Here is a 15972-nt window from a genome sequence, read left to right on the forward strand (position 1 = left end):
TCGAGGTATGAAAATGTCCCCTGAAATGCGATCGCTGCGCCGGAAATTCAAGTGCGGCGCAGCATGCAGGAAGCGAACGGAAAGCGTGTTGGGGTTGGACGATTAGCGACAGTTAGCGACGGTTGGCGGCATGGGTGGCGCGCCGCCAGCGGGATGGCATGCTCCTCGTGCGCTTAGCGGCTGTGCGATTCGCCGGGCAGTTCGGCGCCCTGGGCGCGGATAGCGGCAATCAGCTCGGCCGGCGTGATCTCGTAACGCACTTCGCGGTGCACGCCCGGCTTGCGTTCATCGACCTCGATGAGAAGAATGCTCTTGCCGTCTTCCGACGATTCGAGCCGCAGCGTGCGTACCTCGCGCCCCGTCGCGTCGTCGTGTTCGGTTAGCAGGGTCATGGCCCCGGAAGACCCGGTCGTGCGCATTGCTGTTGTCCTCTTCCGTTGTTGATCGATTCATTGTGCGGGTTGGCCATCGCACCTTGTGTATGCGACCGCGCATACACGTATCGCTCGCGTTTGCCCGCCCGCGGCGCGCCTGACTGACGTTCGGGCCGGCCCGCCGTGAACCGCGCGGTGACTGCCGCGCCGCGTTGTCGAAGCAGTGTAACGCGAGTCTTCGCGCAACTGCCGCATTTTTGCGTGCCCCGCGACGGTGCACGCGACGGTGGTCGTTTTCCGCCGCCATGTCATGGCGGTGTCATTGCCGCGTGCCGTCCGGCGGTTGCCAGCCGGGCGCCATAGCCAGGCGCTCCCCGCGCAAAAGGCGCCTATCATCTGAAAGATCTGGACCGGATTGGGCGGCAGCGCCCCGGGAGCCGCATGACATTGGATAGCGAAGCGCATTGGCTCACCATGCCGAGCCCGCTCGGCAACGTCCTGTTGCGCGCGGCGCACGACGCGCTGACAGGCGTGTTCTTCGTCGGTCAAAAGTACGCACCGTCCGATCCGGCCATGGGCTCAGCCGATTCGCCCGTGCCCACGCTGCGCGTGCTGCTGCAGGCGCGCGACGAAATCGGCGAGTATTTCGCGGGCACACGGCGGCGCTTCACCGTGCCGCTGCGCGCGCACGGCACGGCGTTCCAGCGCAGCGTCTGGGACGAGCTCGTGAAAATTCCCTATGGACAGATGGAGAGCTATGGACGTATTGCCGACCGCCTCGGCCTGGGGCTGGGCGCGGCACGCGCCGTGGGCGCCGCCAACGGACGCAATCCGATCGCCATCATCGTGCCGTGCCATCGTGTGATTGGCGGCAATGGAGAGCTGACCGGCTATGCCGGCGGCATCGAGCGCAAGGAGGCGTTGCTTGCGCTGGAAGGTAACGAACAGCCGGCGGCGCGCCAGATGAACCTGTTCGGCGGGACGTGAGCGGCAGCAACGTCAGGCTGGCGCTATGGGACAAAAAAACGGCCCGTCCGTTTTCGCCGGATGGGCCGTTCAAACGCCGTTGTTACTCGGGTCAGCCAGCCCGCGTGCCGGGCCCTGACAATCGCATCCTGACCCGATTGACCTACCCTGTCGAGATGGGACTTACGCCGATCTTTCAGATCAATCGGGCCGGCCGCCGCGTTCAGCCGCCGGGCTCAGTGGATCGAGGTCAGCCGGTCAGGCCGGAATTTCCTCTGCCTCGGGCGCCTTTTCGCGCTGTGCTTCGACCTTCTTAGCACGGAACGCACTGCCCGACGTTGTCGGTTTGCCGTTGCTGGCCACATTCGGAAGCGTGAAGAGACGCACGGCTTCGTCGAGCACGTCCGCCTGCTCCACGAGGCGCGTGGCCGTCGCCGCGGCCTGCTCGACGAGCGCGGCGTTCTGTTGCGTGGCGCTGTCCAGATGCGAGACGGCCTGATTCACCTGGCGGATGCCCTCGGCCTGCTCGCCGCTCGCGTTGGCGACTTCCATGATGATCGAGGAGACGCGGGCCACGGCTTCGTCGATGGAGCGCATCTGCGCCGTGGTGCGCGCGACAAGCTGCGTGCCCTGAGCCACTTCGTTCACGCTCGCTTCCACCACTTCCTTGATTTCCTTCGCCGATGCCGCGCAACGTTGCGCCAGCATCCGCACTTCGCCCGCCACCACGGCGAACGAACGCCCGGCTTCGCCTGCCCGCGCCGCTTCCACGGCGGCGTTGAGCGCGAGGATGTTGGTCTGGAACGCGATGCCGTCGATCACGCCCGTGATATCGGTAATCCGCTTCGATGCGTCGGTGATGCTGGCCATGGTGCGTTCCACCTGGCCTGCCATCGCGCCGCCTTCGGCGGCCGTCGCCTGCGCTTCGCGCGCGAGGTCGAGCGCTCGTGCGCTGGCTTCGGCATTGGCTTGCACGGTGGTGGTCAGCTGGTCCATCGTGGCGGCGGTTTCTTCGAGCGATGCCGCCTGCAGCTCCGTGCGCCGCGAGAGATCGAGGTTGCCGGTCGAGATTTCGCGGGCGGCGTCGAGCATGCCGTCGATCTGCTGGCGCACGTCCAGCACGATCGCCGTGAGATTCGCCTTCAGCTGGTTCAGGGCGAGCAGCACTTCGCCCAGATCGTCGTGGCGAATGACCTGGACGTCCGCGGTCAGGTCGCCCGCGGCCACCTGGGCCGAAACGCGCTTCATCTCGTCGATAGGTTTGCCGACATGGCTCACGAGCACGCGCCACGTGACAAGGCTTGCGAGGCAGCTGGCCGCGAACGCCATCCAGAACGGCGTGGGCGGAATGCCTTGCCACGCGGCAACGCCTGCCGCGAGCAGCGCGCCGGGACCGGCGCCGTAGCCCAGCACGGCGCGCTTCGCGACCGGCACGCGCATGACCGCGTCGACGAGCCCCAGCAGTCCCGTGCGAACCACGAGCCCGCGCCGCAGCTTGCGGCCGCGCAGCGTGCCTTCGCGCATCTGCGCGTAGAGCGCATCGGCTTCGCGGATTTCATCGCGCGACGGCTTCGTGCGCACGCTGAGATACCCCACCACCTGACCGCGCTCCGTCACCGGCGTGACGTTGGCCGCGACCCAATAGTGATCGCCGTTCTTGCGTCGGTTTTTGACGAGGGCCGTCCAGGGGCGGCCGGCCTGAATCGTCGTCCACAGGTCTGCGAATGCCTCGGCGGGCATGTCGGGATGGCGGATCAGGTTGTGCGGCTTGCCGATCAGCTCCTCTTTCGTATAGCCGGAAACCGCGATGAACGCCGGGTTGCAGTACTGGATGCGGCCTTTGAGATCGGTCGCGGAGACGAGCATTTGCGACGCGGAGTAATCGTATTCCTGCTGGGTGATGGGCTGGTTGTTGCGCATGTCGTTCCTTGCATTGAGGACGCGGGCAAAACGCACGTCCTGTTCATCGCTACAGGTCTTAACGGCATTAACCCCATCGACTTGAGGGAAATCCAGGCAATCTACCAGGGTAATAAGGCGGCGTTCACGATGCATGTTTGATTGCCATCATGTTTACATTTCATGCACATGTTTTTGCATAACATCGTGACAAGACGTCTGACGACTTCGCTTTTGGCTTGAGTGGGGCATGGCGCTTCGCGTGTGTCGGCGCAAATGATGGCAAGTGGTGGTCCATTGCCCGCAGGGCGTCGTGACGCAATTTGCCGCCGCGACGAATAGGCCTTTCCGCTCAACGCCTTGGCGGATTTGTGCAAAGGTTGTTCACAAGCTTGCGAACAAAATGTGGGGATAACTGCTACGTGGTTCACGCCGGCGGCCGCCGGTTCCGCGCGAAGCCATCAGTGGGAACCGCCGCCGCCATCGAGCGATGCGGCTCGCAGCGCCTCGCCGGGCTTCGTGAACACGCGCTGCCGCAGTTGGGCGATCTGGGCATCGCGGACCTGCGGCGCCAGCCCTTGGGCTTCGATCTGCGCGCGCTGCGCAGCGTAGCTCGCGTAGCGGTCGCGCCAGTCGGTCTCTTCCTGCTCCATCTGGACCACTCGCTGGGCGGCGTCGGGCCCGAGTGTTTGCGTGAGTTGCGCGCGCGTTTCTTCGGGCGAGGCGCCCGACTCCTGCAATTGCGCGATCTGCGAGATGGCCGCCTGTTGTCGTTGTACGCGTTCCTTCGTGGGGCGTTCCTCGGGCGATAGCGATTGATCGAGCGCCGCGAGTTGCTGCGCCTTCTGTGCCTCCGTCAACGTGGAGTTCCGTGCAATCTTCAGCCGTGAAAGCTCGTAGCGCTGGTGCTGCAGTTCGGCGCCGAAGAAGGGCGCGCTCCATTCGCCGAGCGTGCGGCTCGCAATGGCTTCGCGTTGATCGAGCGCGAGTTGAACGGAAGCGATATCGAGCTTGCCGGCAGAATCTGCGCCGCCATCCGGTAGCGACGCGAGCGCAGCCAGATACGCGCGATACCGCTGCCACACGTCGAGCGCTTCAGCCTGCGCGGCCGTGCCGTCGAGTTGCGCCGCGATTTCGCGCTTTACCAGTGCGTCGAGCGCACCCGAACTGAGATCGCTTTGTGCGCTCAGGCAATAGTCGAAGAAGTCGCGCACCGCGCGCGACTTCGCGAGATGGCCGCCGGCATCAAGCGGCAAACGCGGCGCGGAAGAACCCGCGAGGGACGTGGGCAGATTCGGCAGCTGTGCCGCGGCATTGCGCATCTGCGCGACGGCGGCGTGGGCGGGACCGGACGAGTTGCCGTTGGAAGCGCGATTGGCGCTTTCGTTTGCGGCTGTCGTCCCGTACCACGCCACGCCCGCCGCTGCGAGCCCGAAGACGACGCAGACGGCGAGCCCGATTGCCGTGACCGACCTGATGCGCCGCCTACGCGGCGTACTGCGCGAACGCAGGGGCATGGTTACACGCCGGCCAGTTTCAGGCGATTCGCGTGCGTGCGAATCACGGCGAGCGGATCTTCCGCATACGCGCCGCGCACGCCGAGCAGCTGGTTGATTTCGTCGAGGTGATTCCACTTGTAGCTCGTGCTCAGCACGCTGCCGTACAGCGAGCTGCACATCGAGACGAGACCGTCGTTCGGACCTGAATTGCGATTCATCATCACAGTGCCCGTGCCGAGCAGAACGAGCGTGGACGGGTCGAGCGCATTGGCCGGATCGACAAGCGGAATCGTGCTCGCGTCGCGTGTGGCTGTTGCGCCGAACAACGTGCCTGCCGATTGGACATTCGTGCCCGCCCACGAATACAGCAGGTGTGTGTTGCCGCCTACCGTCTCCGTGGGTGCGCCTGTCTGGCATGAACCCGGTGCGCCGAGCCCGGCGCTCGGGTACTGTGTGTTGAATGCAGCGGCGCTGGTGGTGGTCAGCGTGTTGAGCGCGGCTAACGCGTCCTGATTGGAATTGTTGGTGCTGTTGGTAAGCGTACCGAAGAGGTTGAAGAATTGTGCCGCCGCGACGCTGGAGAGGCCGGTGGGGTCGGTGGCCAGCAGGTTCTTCACGAAGTCGGCGAATTCGGAGCCGCGATGCGGCGTGCCGATGGTCGTGACGGATGCAACAAGATCCGGCGCGACCGCTGCGACATAACGTGAGGTCAGCCCGCCTTGGCTGTGACCGATCAGATTGACCTTGCTTGCACCTGTTGCCGCGAGCACCTGCTTCACGTAAGCCAGCAACTGCTCGCCGCGTCCGTTGGGTCCCGTGTCGCTCTGGAACCCTGAGAGATTGGCGACGTAGACGGTGGCGCCACGGCTTTGCAGGTCTTGCTGCACGCCGTACCAGTAATCCAGTACACCGAGGTATTTGTCCGTGCCGGAGAGACCGTGCACGAGGATGATCGGATAGCGCGTGGCCGCATAGTCGCTGGTGGGGGCGGTCTGGGCGTGTACCGGCGGGGTCGAGCTAATGGCGAGCAGTGCTGTCCATCCTGCGAGCGAGGCACCGGTCAAGGCCCAGGCAAATGCGCCCGCAGCGAATCGGGAACGTATTGAACGCTTCATGTTTGTCTCCCTCCATTTCGAGTTGTTGTTCGATCGGCGGGCTTCGTACAGGACTATCCCGATGCCGATAGATGAAGAGGGAGCATAGAGTATGTCCCGTGAAAGAGCGCAGTACATCTAACGAAATACGTTGGATTAGACGAGAGGCACTAGTTGGAGGCGGCGCTTCGCGGCATTGCACAGGAATGCGGGTTTGTTGCACCTCGTGCGGCCGCTCTCGTGATGAACCCTTTGCAACGGCAGAAAAAGGAGTGTTCATGCAAGACGATATCGACGACGCCAACGCGCCCCTCGTCGTGGTACATGCCGACAGAGAGATCAGCACGGTGCAGCGCCTGCCTTACTTCGTCGGCCTCTCGGCAGTGACCGCGGGCACGCGCGGGCTTTCGATGCACCTCGTCGTGGTACCGCCCGGCGGACACGCCGAGCCTCACGTGCATTGCGGCTACGAGACAGGCATCTACGTGCTGGAAGGTCGCGTGGAAACACGATACGGGCCAGGCTTGCGTCAGTCCGTCATCACGGAAGCGGGGGACTTTCTGTTCGTTCCGCCGGGCGTACCGCATCAGCCGTTCAATCTCAGCGACACGGCGCCGGCGCGCGCGATCGTTGCGCGCAACCGGCCCGACGAGCAGGAAAAGGTGCTGCCGTACGATCCTGCAAGCGAGAACCCGGCAGCGTAACCGCGAACGATTACCGCAGCTTCGCGACGTCCTTCTCCGTCACCTTCGCGGCTGGATTGCCGAAGTGCGCCGTCACGTAATTGGTGAGGGCCGCGATCTGCGCGTCGTTCAGGTCGGCCGCGAACGCCGGCATGCTGACGTTGTTGCCGGCCGCGTTGCGCTGTACGCCGTGCAGAATGACCTGGACGAGGTTGTTCGGGTTCGGTGCGCCTACCGTCGAGTTGCGCATCAGCGACGGGTAGTAGCTATCGGGCGAACCTTCGCCGTGAGCCTGGTGGCAAGTCGCGCAATTGCCCAGATAGAGCCGCGCCGGATCTGTCGCGTTGTTGAAGCCGACCCCGCGGAGTGTCGCGACGTCGTCCACGGGCTGGCCCCATGCGTAGCGCGGCTTCGTGCTGCCGTCGCTCACGGCGGGCACCGTGCGAATGTAGGTGGCCACGGCCTTCACGTCCGCGTCGGTCATATGCGAGAAGCTGTGCTCCACGGCTTCGCCCATCGGGCCCGCGGCCTGCGCGACGCCCGGTACGCTGCCCGTGCGCAGATATTGTGTGAGCTGCGCGTCGGTCCATGATCCGATGCCGCTGTTTGCATCCGATGTGATGTTGTAGCCGTCCCATCCCGAAAGTACGGATCCCGAAAGAAAGCCGCTGCCCGTTTCGTCGAGCGCTTTCTCCTGCATCGTGACGCCGCGCGGCGTGTGGCACGTGCCGCAGTGTGCGAGACCCTGCACGAGGTACGCGCCACGATTCCACTCCACGCTCTTGCCGGGCTTAGGCTGATACGAGCCTTCTTTCAGGAAGACCCAGTTCCACACGGTGAGCGGCCAGCGCATGTTGAGTGGCCACGGGATGTCGCTTGCGCGCTGCGGCTGGTCGATGGGCTGCACGCCGTGCTCGAAGTAGGCATAGAGCGCTTTCATGTCGTCGTCGCCGATCTTCGCGTACGAGACGTAGGGCATCGCCGGGTACAGGTTGTGGCCGTCTTTGGCCACGCCCTTGCGCACCGCACGTTCGAAGTCTTCATACGACCACGTGCCGATGCCGGTGTTCTTGTCCGGCGTGATGTTGGTGGAGTAGATCGTGCCCAGCATGGGCACTTTGAGCGGCAGGCCGCCCGCGAACGGTTTGCCCTTTGCGGCGGTGTGGCAGGCCATGCAGTCCCCCACCACGGCGAGATATTCGCCACGCTTCACGAGCGCGGCGTCGCCGCCGGGCGGGGATTGCGCGGAGTCGTCCGCACGCGCCATACCGGAGACCGCCAGGGCGCCCGCGAGCATCAGGAACAGGGTCTTCTTGAGCACGTCAGACTTCCTTTTTGAGCTGGTCCGCCATGCGCAGCGCGAGCGCCGCGATGGTCAAGGTCACGTTCACGGTGCCGACGGTGGGCATGGTCGCGCTGCTCGAAACGAACAGGTTCGGATGGTCGAAGGTGCGGCAATCCTTGTCGACCACCGAATTGCGCGGGTCGCTGCCCATGATGACGGAGCCCGTGATGTGGTTGTTCGGCGCGAAGTCGTCGTGGAATTCGACCTCCGTGCCGCCCAGCACTTTCGCCGCGGTGGCGTACACCTCGCGCGTGTGAGCGGCCCCGCGTTTCACGTAGTCGCCGATGGCGTAGGTGATCTCGGGGCGGGGAATGCCGATGGCATCCGTTTCCGTGCGGCTCGGCACGATGCGGTTTTCCGGCTGCGGCAGGATTTCGTGGAAGCAGTCGAACTGCACGTAGCGCGCCGAGCGGTCGCGAATCTGCGCGTCGAGATCGGCGGGCTTGAGCAACTTCTTCTGCCCGAAGATCTTCTGCGTCTCCTGGTCGATACGCGAGAGGTTCGACAGGTGGATCTTCTTTGCCGCTTGTTGCGAACGGAATGCACCGTCGCGAAAGCCGATCAGCGAGGTCATTTCCTGCGGCCCGCGTCCGGGCCAGAGTTTTTCGTCCGCGTAGAACGACACGCCGGTGCCGGGATGGTCCATCAGATTGCGGCCCACCATGTCCGAGCTGTTGCCCACGCCGTTCGGAAAATCGTGGCTCGTGGACATGAGCATGATCTTCGGCGTTTCGATGCCGTTGGCCGCAAGCACGAAATACTTGCCTTCCACGCGATGCGAAATGCCCTGAGGGTCTTTGTACAGCGCCGCGACGATGCGCTTGTTCGAGCCCACTTCGAGCCGGTAGACCACGGCGTTGTCGATCAGCTTCGCGCCCGCCATCTCGGCTTTCTCGACGTGCACGATGCCGTTGTACATCGCGCCGATCGGGCAGATCGGCATGCAGTTGTTGTTGCCGCAGCAGGTGGGGCGGCCGTCGTAGGGCACGCTGTTGCGCGCCACGGGTTCCGTCACGACGTGATAGGCCGCGTCGTAGGCGTTGAGCTTCGACTTGATGGTCGCCTCGTTGTACGAGAGCGGCAGCGGCGCCATGGGATACGGCGCTTTGCGCGGCGAATAGAGGTCTTCGTCGTTGGGCCCCCACACGCCCAGCTCCTGCTCCGCGCGGTAGTACCACGGCTCGAGGTCGTCGTACTGGATGGGCCAGTCGCGCGCTACGCCGTAGACGGTCTTCATCTTGAAGTCGTTCGGAATGAAGCGCCACGCGGAAGCCGCCCAGTGCCACGTAGTGCCGCCCACCGCGCGGATGTATTGCGAGTTGAACTTGTGCTCGCCCTTCAGGATGAGGTAGTTGTTCGGCGGGCCATATTCGGGATGCGGCGCCCACGGTGTGGACGGGTACGGCGCCATGAAGTCCATCTTGTCGAACTGGTTGCGAAAGCGTTCGACAATTTCCCAGCGCGGCAGGCGCGGCCCGGCTTCGAGCATGATTACCGACTTGCCGGCGAGCGCGAGCTGATGCGCAACGAGCGCGCCGGCCACGCCCGAGCCCACCACGACGATATCGGCTTGTAGTGTGTCGGCCATGGTCAGGATTGCCTCTCGACAGGTTTCGACGCCCAGAAGCCGGGCTTGTTGGGGCAGTAGGTGCGAATGACGAGCGTGTCCGACACCACGCTGAACATCAGCGCCTGCTCGTACGTGACGACTGTGTCGTCCACCACACCCATGTACCAGGCCGTGAGAATTTTCAGCGCGAGCGCTTCGTCGTCGGGCTTCAGCGAGCCGGACGCGAGCGCGCCGGCAATCTGCGGCACGCGCTGCGCGAGATCAGGCGTCTTCTTTTGCAGGGCCGCGACGAGCCGCGCACCGACTGCGCGGTCCAGCCCGCTCTTGCCCGTGAGCGACTGCGAGAGCGTCATGAACGCGTCGAGCGCCTGGCCGCTGTCTGCGCCGCTGGCAGGGCTTTGTGCGAGCGCTGTGAGCGTGGCGGAGCCGGTCAGACTCGCCGCGGCGAGAGCGAGCGTGGCTTGCAGCCAATGGCGCCGCGTGTAGTGCGTACCGGACGCGGGGGACGCGGACGCTTCGCTGCTGCTGGCGATCGGTGGTTCATCTCGTGTCAATTGATCGTCCTTTGAGGGATGTGCCGTGATGTGCCGGTGAAAGCCCGGCAAAGGCCGCGTTAATAAAAACGTAATGACGAAAGCGTAATGACAGGCACGAACGGCGCGATGAAACATCGCCGCCGCAGCCAACTTTGGATCCACTGCATTGCATTCGGGCGGTAGCAAAAAACGACCCCGCCCTCGCAAGAAGCCACAACATGCGTCAGCATTCGAGCAGCCTCGCGCGGCTATGTCAGAAGTTATGCATCATCCCCACGTAAGCACCCGTCTGCGATTCGCCCGCGAGCGGACTCGTGTTCGGATTCGCGTCGCGCGGCGTGGCGAACACCGAGAAGTTTGCGTGGCTGCTGTTGCGCAGATACGCCACGGTCCCGTAAAGAAACGTTCGCTTGCTGAGGTTGTAGGTCGTGCCCAGCACATAGAGCGTGGCGTGGCCTGAAGGGTCGTGCGCGGCATCGCCTGCGCCTTCGCCCACCTTGATGTAGAAGCCCGCGGCCGTTACGGCCCAGCCCTGGTTCGCCTGATACGTTGCGCCAAGCCAGTAGTGGTCTGCACTGTCGGCGAGACCTGCGGGCGTGTCCGGTGCCGCGTAATGCGTGTAAGCGCCCTGGAACTTGAACTTCGACACACGCACGTTGGCCCCCACGAAATATTCGCGCGACGCCGTGAAGATATTGCTGAAACGGCCGTTCGGATCGCGCAACTCGTCGTAGATGCCGCGCACGTCGAAGAGCGGCGAGTGGTACGTGAGCATGATGCCGTCCGAGCGGCCGAAGTCGTCGGGCGCGCCGTAATTGAAGCCGCGCGACTGGTTGCCGAACGCGTACTGGCCTTGCACGTCGAAGCCGCCGAATACCGGGCTGTGGTACTCCACGTTGTTGCTCGTCTGCTGCCAGTTGCGGCCGCGCACGAGCGACGCCGACGACACGGCCTGCTGCACGAGCGGATCGAATTCCCAGACGCCGTCGCTATCGATAAAGAGGTTGCGGCCCATCTGCACGCGGCCCCAGCGTTCGTCGCTCAAGCCGACGTAGGCGCGCCGCGAAAACATGCGGCCGCCGCCGGTGGTGCCGTTCATGATCTGTAAAGCGGTTTCCAGATCGAACAGCGCCGTGAGGCCGCCGCCCAGGTCTTCGACGCCCTTGAGCCCCAGCATGCTGGTGCCCCAGTCGCCGCCTTCGGCGCTCCAGCGCGTTGAGGTGCCGCCGGATGCGTTGGCGACGTGATTCAGGTATTCGAGGCCGCCGTCCACACGGCCGTACAGCGTGACACTGGTTTGGGCATACACCGCGGGCGTGGCTGCGAGCAGCACGGCGGCGGTTGAGGCGCGAAGTTTCATGGTGGGCATCCGCAAGTTGGCGTTGTGCTCTGGGACGGCCTGTCGGGAAGTGCGCAGCAAGAACGACGGCTGCAAGCAACTGCAAACAGGCCGTGCGGCTGCAACGAGCCGGCTGAATGAAGTGCTCCATGCTTCGCCGTCTCGCGCCGGGCAAGATTATAGTTGGAACCGGTTCCATATTGCGACGATTTGTCGCAATTAATAAGTGTGCGAGGTGAATCAATGGGTTTAAGCGGTATGCATAGACGCGACGCTTTAAGCGGCTCGCGTGAACCGCATCGAAGGTTGCAAAGCGGCAGTGCAAGCCATGCCATGGGCAGCGAAGGCGCATCGCATGTCGGTGTTGTTAAATCGTGCCGCGAGTTGGGGAAGCTCAAACCGCCTCATGTGCTGTGCGGGGGCACGCTTTAACGATCGGGCACCAACGCAGTGCACGCAGCCGACTGCTAGCAGTAACAGTTGCGGCTCAAACTGCGCATTCGGCGCGTCTTTAGCGATTCCTTATCGCTCGCTTAAATCGGCATGGAAGTTGCGTGAATGGGCTCGACGCCTGGTTGCCATCATCGCGAGCCTGGTTTGCGCCGGCACGGAACCCGTCCATGTACGGTGCAAGCGATGAAAACGCGGTTCGGACTGCGATTGAACGCGGGCCGCCGCATAGCGGTTACTCGATCGGGCGATAAAGATTGCGGCGGCATGCGCGCATGCTGCACCATACTGGGCAGCGCAAGCGCTGTTCAGTGTTATTGCGTCGATCGAAGAAGCGCTTGAGCGAAGAGCGGTCGCGGTGCGGTTGAATCGCGGACGCAACCGGGCCGGACCATGGCGGGCACAACGATTGGATGACCGGTTATGACGCAAGCTTTCTTCAGCGAGATGTTCGAACGCAGCGAACTCGACGTGCGCGGCGTATCGGCAGCGGCCTTTCCGCAGGCAGGCGACCCGCGGGCTCACTACCGCGAGTTCTTCTCATGGATGTCCGGGCAGAGCGAGCAGCAGATTCGCAACAAGCGCGCCGAAGCGGATCTCAATTTCCGGCGCGTCGGCATCACGTTCGCGGTGTACGGCGCAAAAGACGAAACCGGTGTGGGCACCGAACGCACCATTCCGTTCGACGTCATTCCCCGCATTTTTCCCGCACACGAGTGGGCTGCGCTCGAAAACGGCCTGCGGCAGCGCGTGAATGCGCTGAACCGCTTCATCTACGACATCTATCACGATCAGATGATCGTGCGCGCAGGCGTGATTCCGGCTGAGCAGATCGTCGGCAACGCGCAGTATCGCCCGGAGATGCAGGGCGTAAAGGTGGCGCGCGACATCTACGCGCACGTGGCCGGCATCGACATCGTGCGGGCCGGCGAGGGCGAGTTCTACGTGCTCGAAGACAACCTGCGCGTGCCTTCGGGCGTCTCGTACATGCTGGAGAACCGCAAGATGATGATGCGGCTCTTCCCGGACCTCTTTGCGCGCAACCGCGTGGCGCCCGTGGCGCACTATCCCGATTTGCTACTCGACACGCTGCGCGCCGCGGCGCCCGAGGGCGCGGACAACCCCACCATCGTCGTGCTCACGCCGGGCATGTACAACTCCGCCTACTTCGAGCACGCGTTCCTCGCGCAGCAGATGGGCGTGGAACTGGTGGAAGGCCAGGACCTGTTCGTCGACGACCATCATCTCTACATGCGCACGACGCAAGGGCCGCAGCGCATCGACGTGATCTATCGCCGCGTGGACGACGACTTCCTCGACCCGCTCGTGTTCCGCCCGGAATCCACACTGGGCGCGGCCGGTCTGCTCGACGTGTACCGCGCCGGCAACGTGACGCTGTGCAACGCAGTGGGCACAGGCGTGGCCGACGACAAGTCGATCTACCCCTACGTGCCGGACATGGTGCGCTTCTACCTGGGCGAGGAGCCCATTCTCAACAACGTGCCCACCTGGATGTGCCGCAAGCCAGGCGACCTGCAGTACGTGCTCGACCATCTGCCCGAACTCGTGGTGAAGGAAACGCACGGCGCGGGCGGCTACGGCATGCTGGTGGGCCCGGCGTCCACGACCGCCGAAATCGAGGCGTTCCGCGCCGCGCTCATCGCGCATCCTGACAAGTACATCGCGCAACCCACGCTTTCGCTCTCCACGTGCCCCACCTACGTGGAAGCCGGCATCGCGCCGCGTCATATCGATCTGCGTCCGTTCGTGCTCTCGGGCAACGAAGTGCGCATGGTGCCGGGCGGTCTCACGCGCGTTGCGCTGCGCGAAGGGTCGCTTGTCGTCAATTCGTCACAGGGAGGCGGTACGAAAGATACCTGGGTGCTGGAGCGATAACGCTCGCCTGCCCTCGCCGGCGGTCATACCTCCGGCACCTTCGCCAGATCGATTCAACGCCATTCAGGAGCACCCATGCTGAGCCGTACCGCCGACCACCTCTTCTGGATGGCCCGCTATACCGAGCGAGCCGAAAACACTGCGCGCATGCTGGACGCGAATTACCAGATGTCGCTGCTGCCGCAATCGGACGAGTACGCGGGGCTGGGCTGGCGCGCCATGCTTTCCATTTCGGAACTCGCGGGCAACTTCGCGGCTGCCCACCAGGGCGCTGGCATGAAGAGCCGCGACGTCATTGCGTTCATGTCCGCTGATCTCGCCAATCTTTCGTCGATCATCAGTTGCCTGCGGGCGGCGCGCGAAAACGCTCGCGCGGTGCGCGGCTCCATCACCACGGAACTATGGGAGACCATCAACACGACGTGGCTCGACGCGCAGCGCATGCTGGCCGAAGGTGTGCTGGAGCGCGACCCGTGCGAGTTCTTCGAGTGGGTCAAATTCCGCTCGCATCTCTCGCGCGGCGTGCAGGCCGGCACCATGGTGAAGGACGACGCGTTCTGCTTCCTGCGACTCGGTACGTTCATCGAGCGCGCGGACAACACCGCGCGCATTCTCGACGTGAAGTTCGAGATGCTGGAGCAGCTGGAACAGTTGGGTGGTGCGAGCGCGCAACCCGCCGCGCAGTCGTTTGCCCATTCGCTCGATTACTACCACTGGGCGGCGGTGTTGCGTTCGGTGTCGGGCTTCGAGGTCTATCGCAAGGTGTATCGCGATGTCATTACGCCGGAGCGCGTGGCGGGTCTGCTGATTCTGTTCGGCGACTGGCCGCGTTCGCTTGCCGCGAGCCTCGAAGAAACGAAGCAGATTCTTGGCCGCGTGCGCAACGCGCGGTCCGCGCAAACCGAGCAGCTTGCCGCGCAGCTCTACGCGGACGTGCGCGATTCGCGCATCGGCGACATTCTGAGCGGCGGGCTGCACGCATGGCTTGTCGATTTCCTCGCGCGCGTGAACGAACTGGCAAGCTGCATCAGCCGCGATTTCCTCGTGCCGCTCGCGCCCGAAATGGAGCAGCAGCAGGCGGCGTGACGCGTGCAACAGGAGCAGTCAGGGCCGCGAAGCAACAGGTGCCGCAGTGCTCGCGGCGCCCGCAGCCACGACGCGATGCACGAAGCGCAGTTTGTCGATGACAGGCGGCGGCAGCGTGAACGGATACCCGTCCGGCATGCCGAGGCTGCGGTTCAGGCTGTTGAGCACATAGGTGAGCGGAAACCAGCGCGCCATCAGGTCGTCGAAGCTCGCTTCGTCCACCGGCGTGCGGTCCGTGAGAGTGGGTTCGTGCGGACGCTCGGGGATGAGCACGAGTCCGCACGCGGTAGCGGTATCCAGCGTGTCCACAATATGCAGATAATGCGCCCACGTTTCGGCCCAGTCTTCCCAGGGGTGCATGGTGGCGTATGCACTGATGTACGACTGTGCCCAGTCGGCGCGCGGACCGTCGCGATAGTACGCCGCGAGCGCCGCGCCATAGTCGGCGCGTTCGTCGCCGAAGAGCTTGCGGAACTGCGCGAGCCCGCGCCGGCCGGTGACGAGCCGGTCGAAGAAGTAGTGGCCCGTCTCGTGGCGAAAGTGGCCGAGCAGCGTGCGGTACGGCTCGCCCAGCGCGGAGCGGGTCTGTTCGCGATGCGCGTCGTCCGCTTCGGCGATGTTGACCGTGATGACGCCGCGGTTGTGCCCGGTCATGACCTTCTTGTCTTCGGCGGTGTCTTCGAGGAACTCGAAGGCGAGCCCGCGCTTCGGGTCTTCCGCGCGCGGGCGTACGGGCAGGTTCAGCGCCATGAGCGTGTAGAGCAGGCGCCGCTTGGCCGCTTCCAGCCGATACCAGTAGAGCCGGTTGTCGGACCGGTCGAGGTTCGGAATGGTGCGCGTGAAGCGGCACGAGCGGCACAGTGTGTCGGGGGAATCGGCGGGGATCATCCAGTTGCAGACGTTTTCCACCGCGTAGTTGTGGCATTGGCGAAAGAGCGGGCCGTCGCTCGTTTCGGCCGACTCGCCCGGCGCGGTCGATGCGCCGGGTTGGCCGGCGCCGAGGCGTCGCCAGAGCCCGTCGCCCGCGTCTTCGAACGCGCTGATCTCGCCGCTTTGCGGCACGTAGCCGAGCAGCGCGGCGCATCGCTCGCAGCGAACGTTCTCGAAGAAAACAAGCTGCTGGCAGCGGTCGCAATGGAACGTTTTCATTCTTTGGCTTCCGTGGTCAGTCGTCGCAATCATTTCACACGCCGGCCGTGTGGCGCATCTTTGCGTCACGGTAATCACGCGTTGGC

General features: G+C 64.2%; 13 protein-coding genes. 4 read left to right on the forward strand and 9 right to left on the reverse strand.

Annotated features, from left to right (window positions below; genetic code table 11):
• Positions 1-173 precede the first annotated feature (173 nt).
• Entirely contained in the window at positions 174-419 is a 246-nt protein-coding gene (locus PKKP23_RS01820) for a hypothetical protein (protein ID WP_026121314.1), read from the reverse strand.
• A gap of 396 nt (positions 420-815) precedes the next feature.
• On the opposite strand from PKKP23_RS01820, the gene PKKP23_RS01825 reads away from it, so the two are divergent.
• Positions 816-1361: a methylated-DNA--[protein]-cysteine S-methyltransferase gene (locus PKKP23_RS01825; RefSeq protein WP_126875565.1), complete on the forward strand. Its 546-nt coding sequence runs from the start codon at positions 816-818 to the stop codon at positions 1359-1361.
• A gap of 237 nt (positions 1362-1598) precedes the next feature.
• Here PKKP23_RS01825 and PKKP23_RS01830 read toward each other — a convergent pair whose 3' ends face one another.
• The 3 genes from PKKP23_RS01830 to PKKP23_RS01840 all read right to left on the reverse strand — a co-directional run bounded on the left by PKKP23_RS01830 (position 1599) and on the right by PKKP23_RS01840 (position 5853).
• Entirely contained in the window at positions 1599-3260 is a 1662-nt protein-coding gene (locus PKKP23_RS01830; protein WP_017774210.1) for a methyl-accepting chemotaxis protein, read from the reverse strand.
• Positions 3261-3700: 440 nt separating this feature from the next.
• Entirely contained in the window at positions 3701-4756 is a 1056-nt protein-coding gene (locus PKKP23_RS01835) for a lipase secretion chaperone (protein ID WP_126875566.1), read from the reverse strand.
• Between the two features lie 2 nt (positions 4757-4758).
• On the reverse strand, positions 4759-5853 hold the full coding sequence (locus PKKP23_RS01840; RefSeq protein WP_126875567.1) for an esterase/lipase family protein: 1095 nt from the start codon (positions 5851-5853) through the stop codon (positions 4759-4761).
• A 257-nt stretch (positions 5854-6110) separates the two neighbouring features.
• On the opposite strand from PKKP23_RS01840, the gene PKKP23_RS01845 reads away from it, so the two are divergent.
• Entirely contained in the window at positions 6111-6536 is a 426-nt protein-coding gene (locus PKKP23_RS01845; RefSeq protein ID WP_126875568.1) for a cupin domain-containing protein, read from the forward strand.
• 10 nt (positions 6537-6546) lie between these two features.
• Here the strand turns inward: PKKP23_RS01845 and PKKP23_RS01850 are convergent, their stop codons facing one another.
• From PKKP23_RS01850 to PKKP23_RS01865, 4 genes are all read right to left on the reverse strand, one after another.
• Positions 6547-7836: a c-type cytochrome gene (locus tag PKKP23_RS01850; protein WP_126875569.1), complete on the reverse strand. Its 1290-nt coding sequence runs from the start codon at positions 7834-7836 to the stop codon at positions 6547-6549.
• A gap of 1 nt (position 7837) precedes the next feature.
• Positions 7838-9448 carry a GMC family oxidoreductase gene (locus PKKP23_RS01855; protein WP_126875570.1) on the reverse strand — a complete coding sequence of 537 codons (1611 nt, stop codon included), beginning with the start codon at positions 9446-9448 and terminating at the stop codon, positions 7838-7840.
• A 2-nt stretch (positions 9449-9450) separates the two neighbouring features.
• Entirely contained in the window at positions 9451-9984 is a 534-nt protein-coding gene (locus PKKP23_RS01860) for a sugar dehydrogenase complex small subunit (protein ID WP_126875571.1), read from the reverse strand.
• A 235-nt stretch (positions 9985-10219) separates the two neighbouring features.
• On the reverse strand, positions 10220-11326 hold the full coding sequence (locus PKKP23_RS01865) for a porin (RefSeq protein ID WP_126875572.1): 1107 nt from the start codon (positions 11324-11326) through the stop codon (positions 10220-10222).
• An 852-nt stretch (positions 11327-12178) separates the two neighbouring features.
• Between PKKP23_RS01865 and PKKP23_RS01870 the strand changes: the two genes are divergently transcribed.
• On the forward strand, positions 12179-13651 hold the full coding sequence (locus PKKP23_RS01870) for a circularly permuted type 2 ATP-grasp protein (RefSeq protein ID WP_126875573.1): 1473 nt from the start codon (positions 12179-12181) through the stop codon (positions 13649-13651).
• Positions 13652-13726: 75 nt separating this feature from the next.
• A complete protein-coding gene (locus PKKP23_RS01875) occupies positions 13727-14737 on the forward strand; it encodes an alpha-E domain-containing protein (protein WP_017774220.1) in 1011 nt (336 codons plus the stop codon).
• Positions 14738-14755: 18 nt separating this feature from the next.
• On the opposite strand, the gene PKKP23_RS01880 is transcribed toward PKKP23_RS01875, so the two are convergent.
• The gene (locus tag PKKP23_RS01880; protein ID WP_126875574.1) at positions 14756-15886 is read right to left on the reverse strand and encodes a zinc-binding metallopeptidase family protein; all 1131 of its coding nucleotides are present in this window, start codon (positions 15884-15886) and stop codon (positions 14756-14758) included.
• Positions 15887-15972: the final 86 nt, after the last annotated feature.

Source organism: Paraburkholderia kururiensis JCM 10599 = LMG 19447 (assembly GCF_003986935.1).
Lineage (GTDB): Bacteria > Pseudomonadota > Gammaproteobacteria > Burkholderiales > Burkholderiaceae > Paraburkholderia > Paraburkholderia kururiensis.

What these genes read in the sequence shown, in the direction of transcription:
- PKKP23_RS01845 (WP_126875568.1), top strand. Translation starts at nt 6,111, where the DNA reads ATGCAAGACGATATCGACGACGCCAACGCGCCCCTCGTCGTGGTACAT.
- PKKP23_RS01875 (WP_017774220.1), top strand. Translation starts at nt 13,727, where the DNA reads ATGCTGAGCCGTACCGCCGACCACCTCTTCTGGATGGCCCGCTATACC.
- PKKP23_RS01830 (WP_017774210.1), bottom strand. Translation starts at nt 3,260, where the DNA reads ATGCGCAACAACCAGCCCATCACCCAGCAGGAATACGATTACTCCGCG.
- PKKP23_RS01840 (WP_126875567.1), bottom strand. Translation starts at nt 5,853, where the DNA reads ATGAAGCGTTCAATACGTTCCCGATTCGCTGCGGGCGCATTTGCCTGG.
- PKKP23_RS01825 (WP_126875565.1), top strand. Translation starts at nt 816, where the DNA reads ATGACATTGGATAGCGAAGCGCATTGGCTCACCATGCCGAGCCCGCTC.
- PKKP23_RS01855 (WP_126875570.1), bottom strand. Translation starts at nt 9,448, where the DNA reads ATGGCCGACACACTACAAGCCGATATCGTCGTGGTGGGCTCGGGCGTG.
- PKKP23_RS01870 (WP_126875573.1), top strand. Translation starts at nt 12,179, where the DNA reads ATGACGCAAGCTTTCTTCAGCGAGATGTTCGAACGCAGCGAACTCGAC.
- PKKP23_RS01820 (WP_026121314.1), bottom strand. Translation starts at nt 419, where the DNA reads ATGCGCACGACCGGGTCTTCCGGGGCCATGACCCTGCTAACCGAACAC.
- PKKP23_RS01880 (WP_126875574.1), bottom strand. Translation starts at nt 15,886, where the DNA reads ATGAAAACGTTCCATTGCGACCGCTGCCAGCAGCTTGTTTTCTTCGAG.
- PKKP23_RS01865 (WP_126875572.1), bottom strand. Translation starts at nt 11,326, where the DNA reads ATGAAACTTCGCGCCTCAACCGCCGCCGTGCTGCTCGCAGCCACGCCC.
- PKKP23_RS01835 (WP_126875566.1), bottom strand. Translation starts at nt 4,756, where the DNA reads ATGCCCCTGCGTTCGCGCAGTACGCCGCGTAGGCGGCGCATCAGGTCG.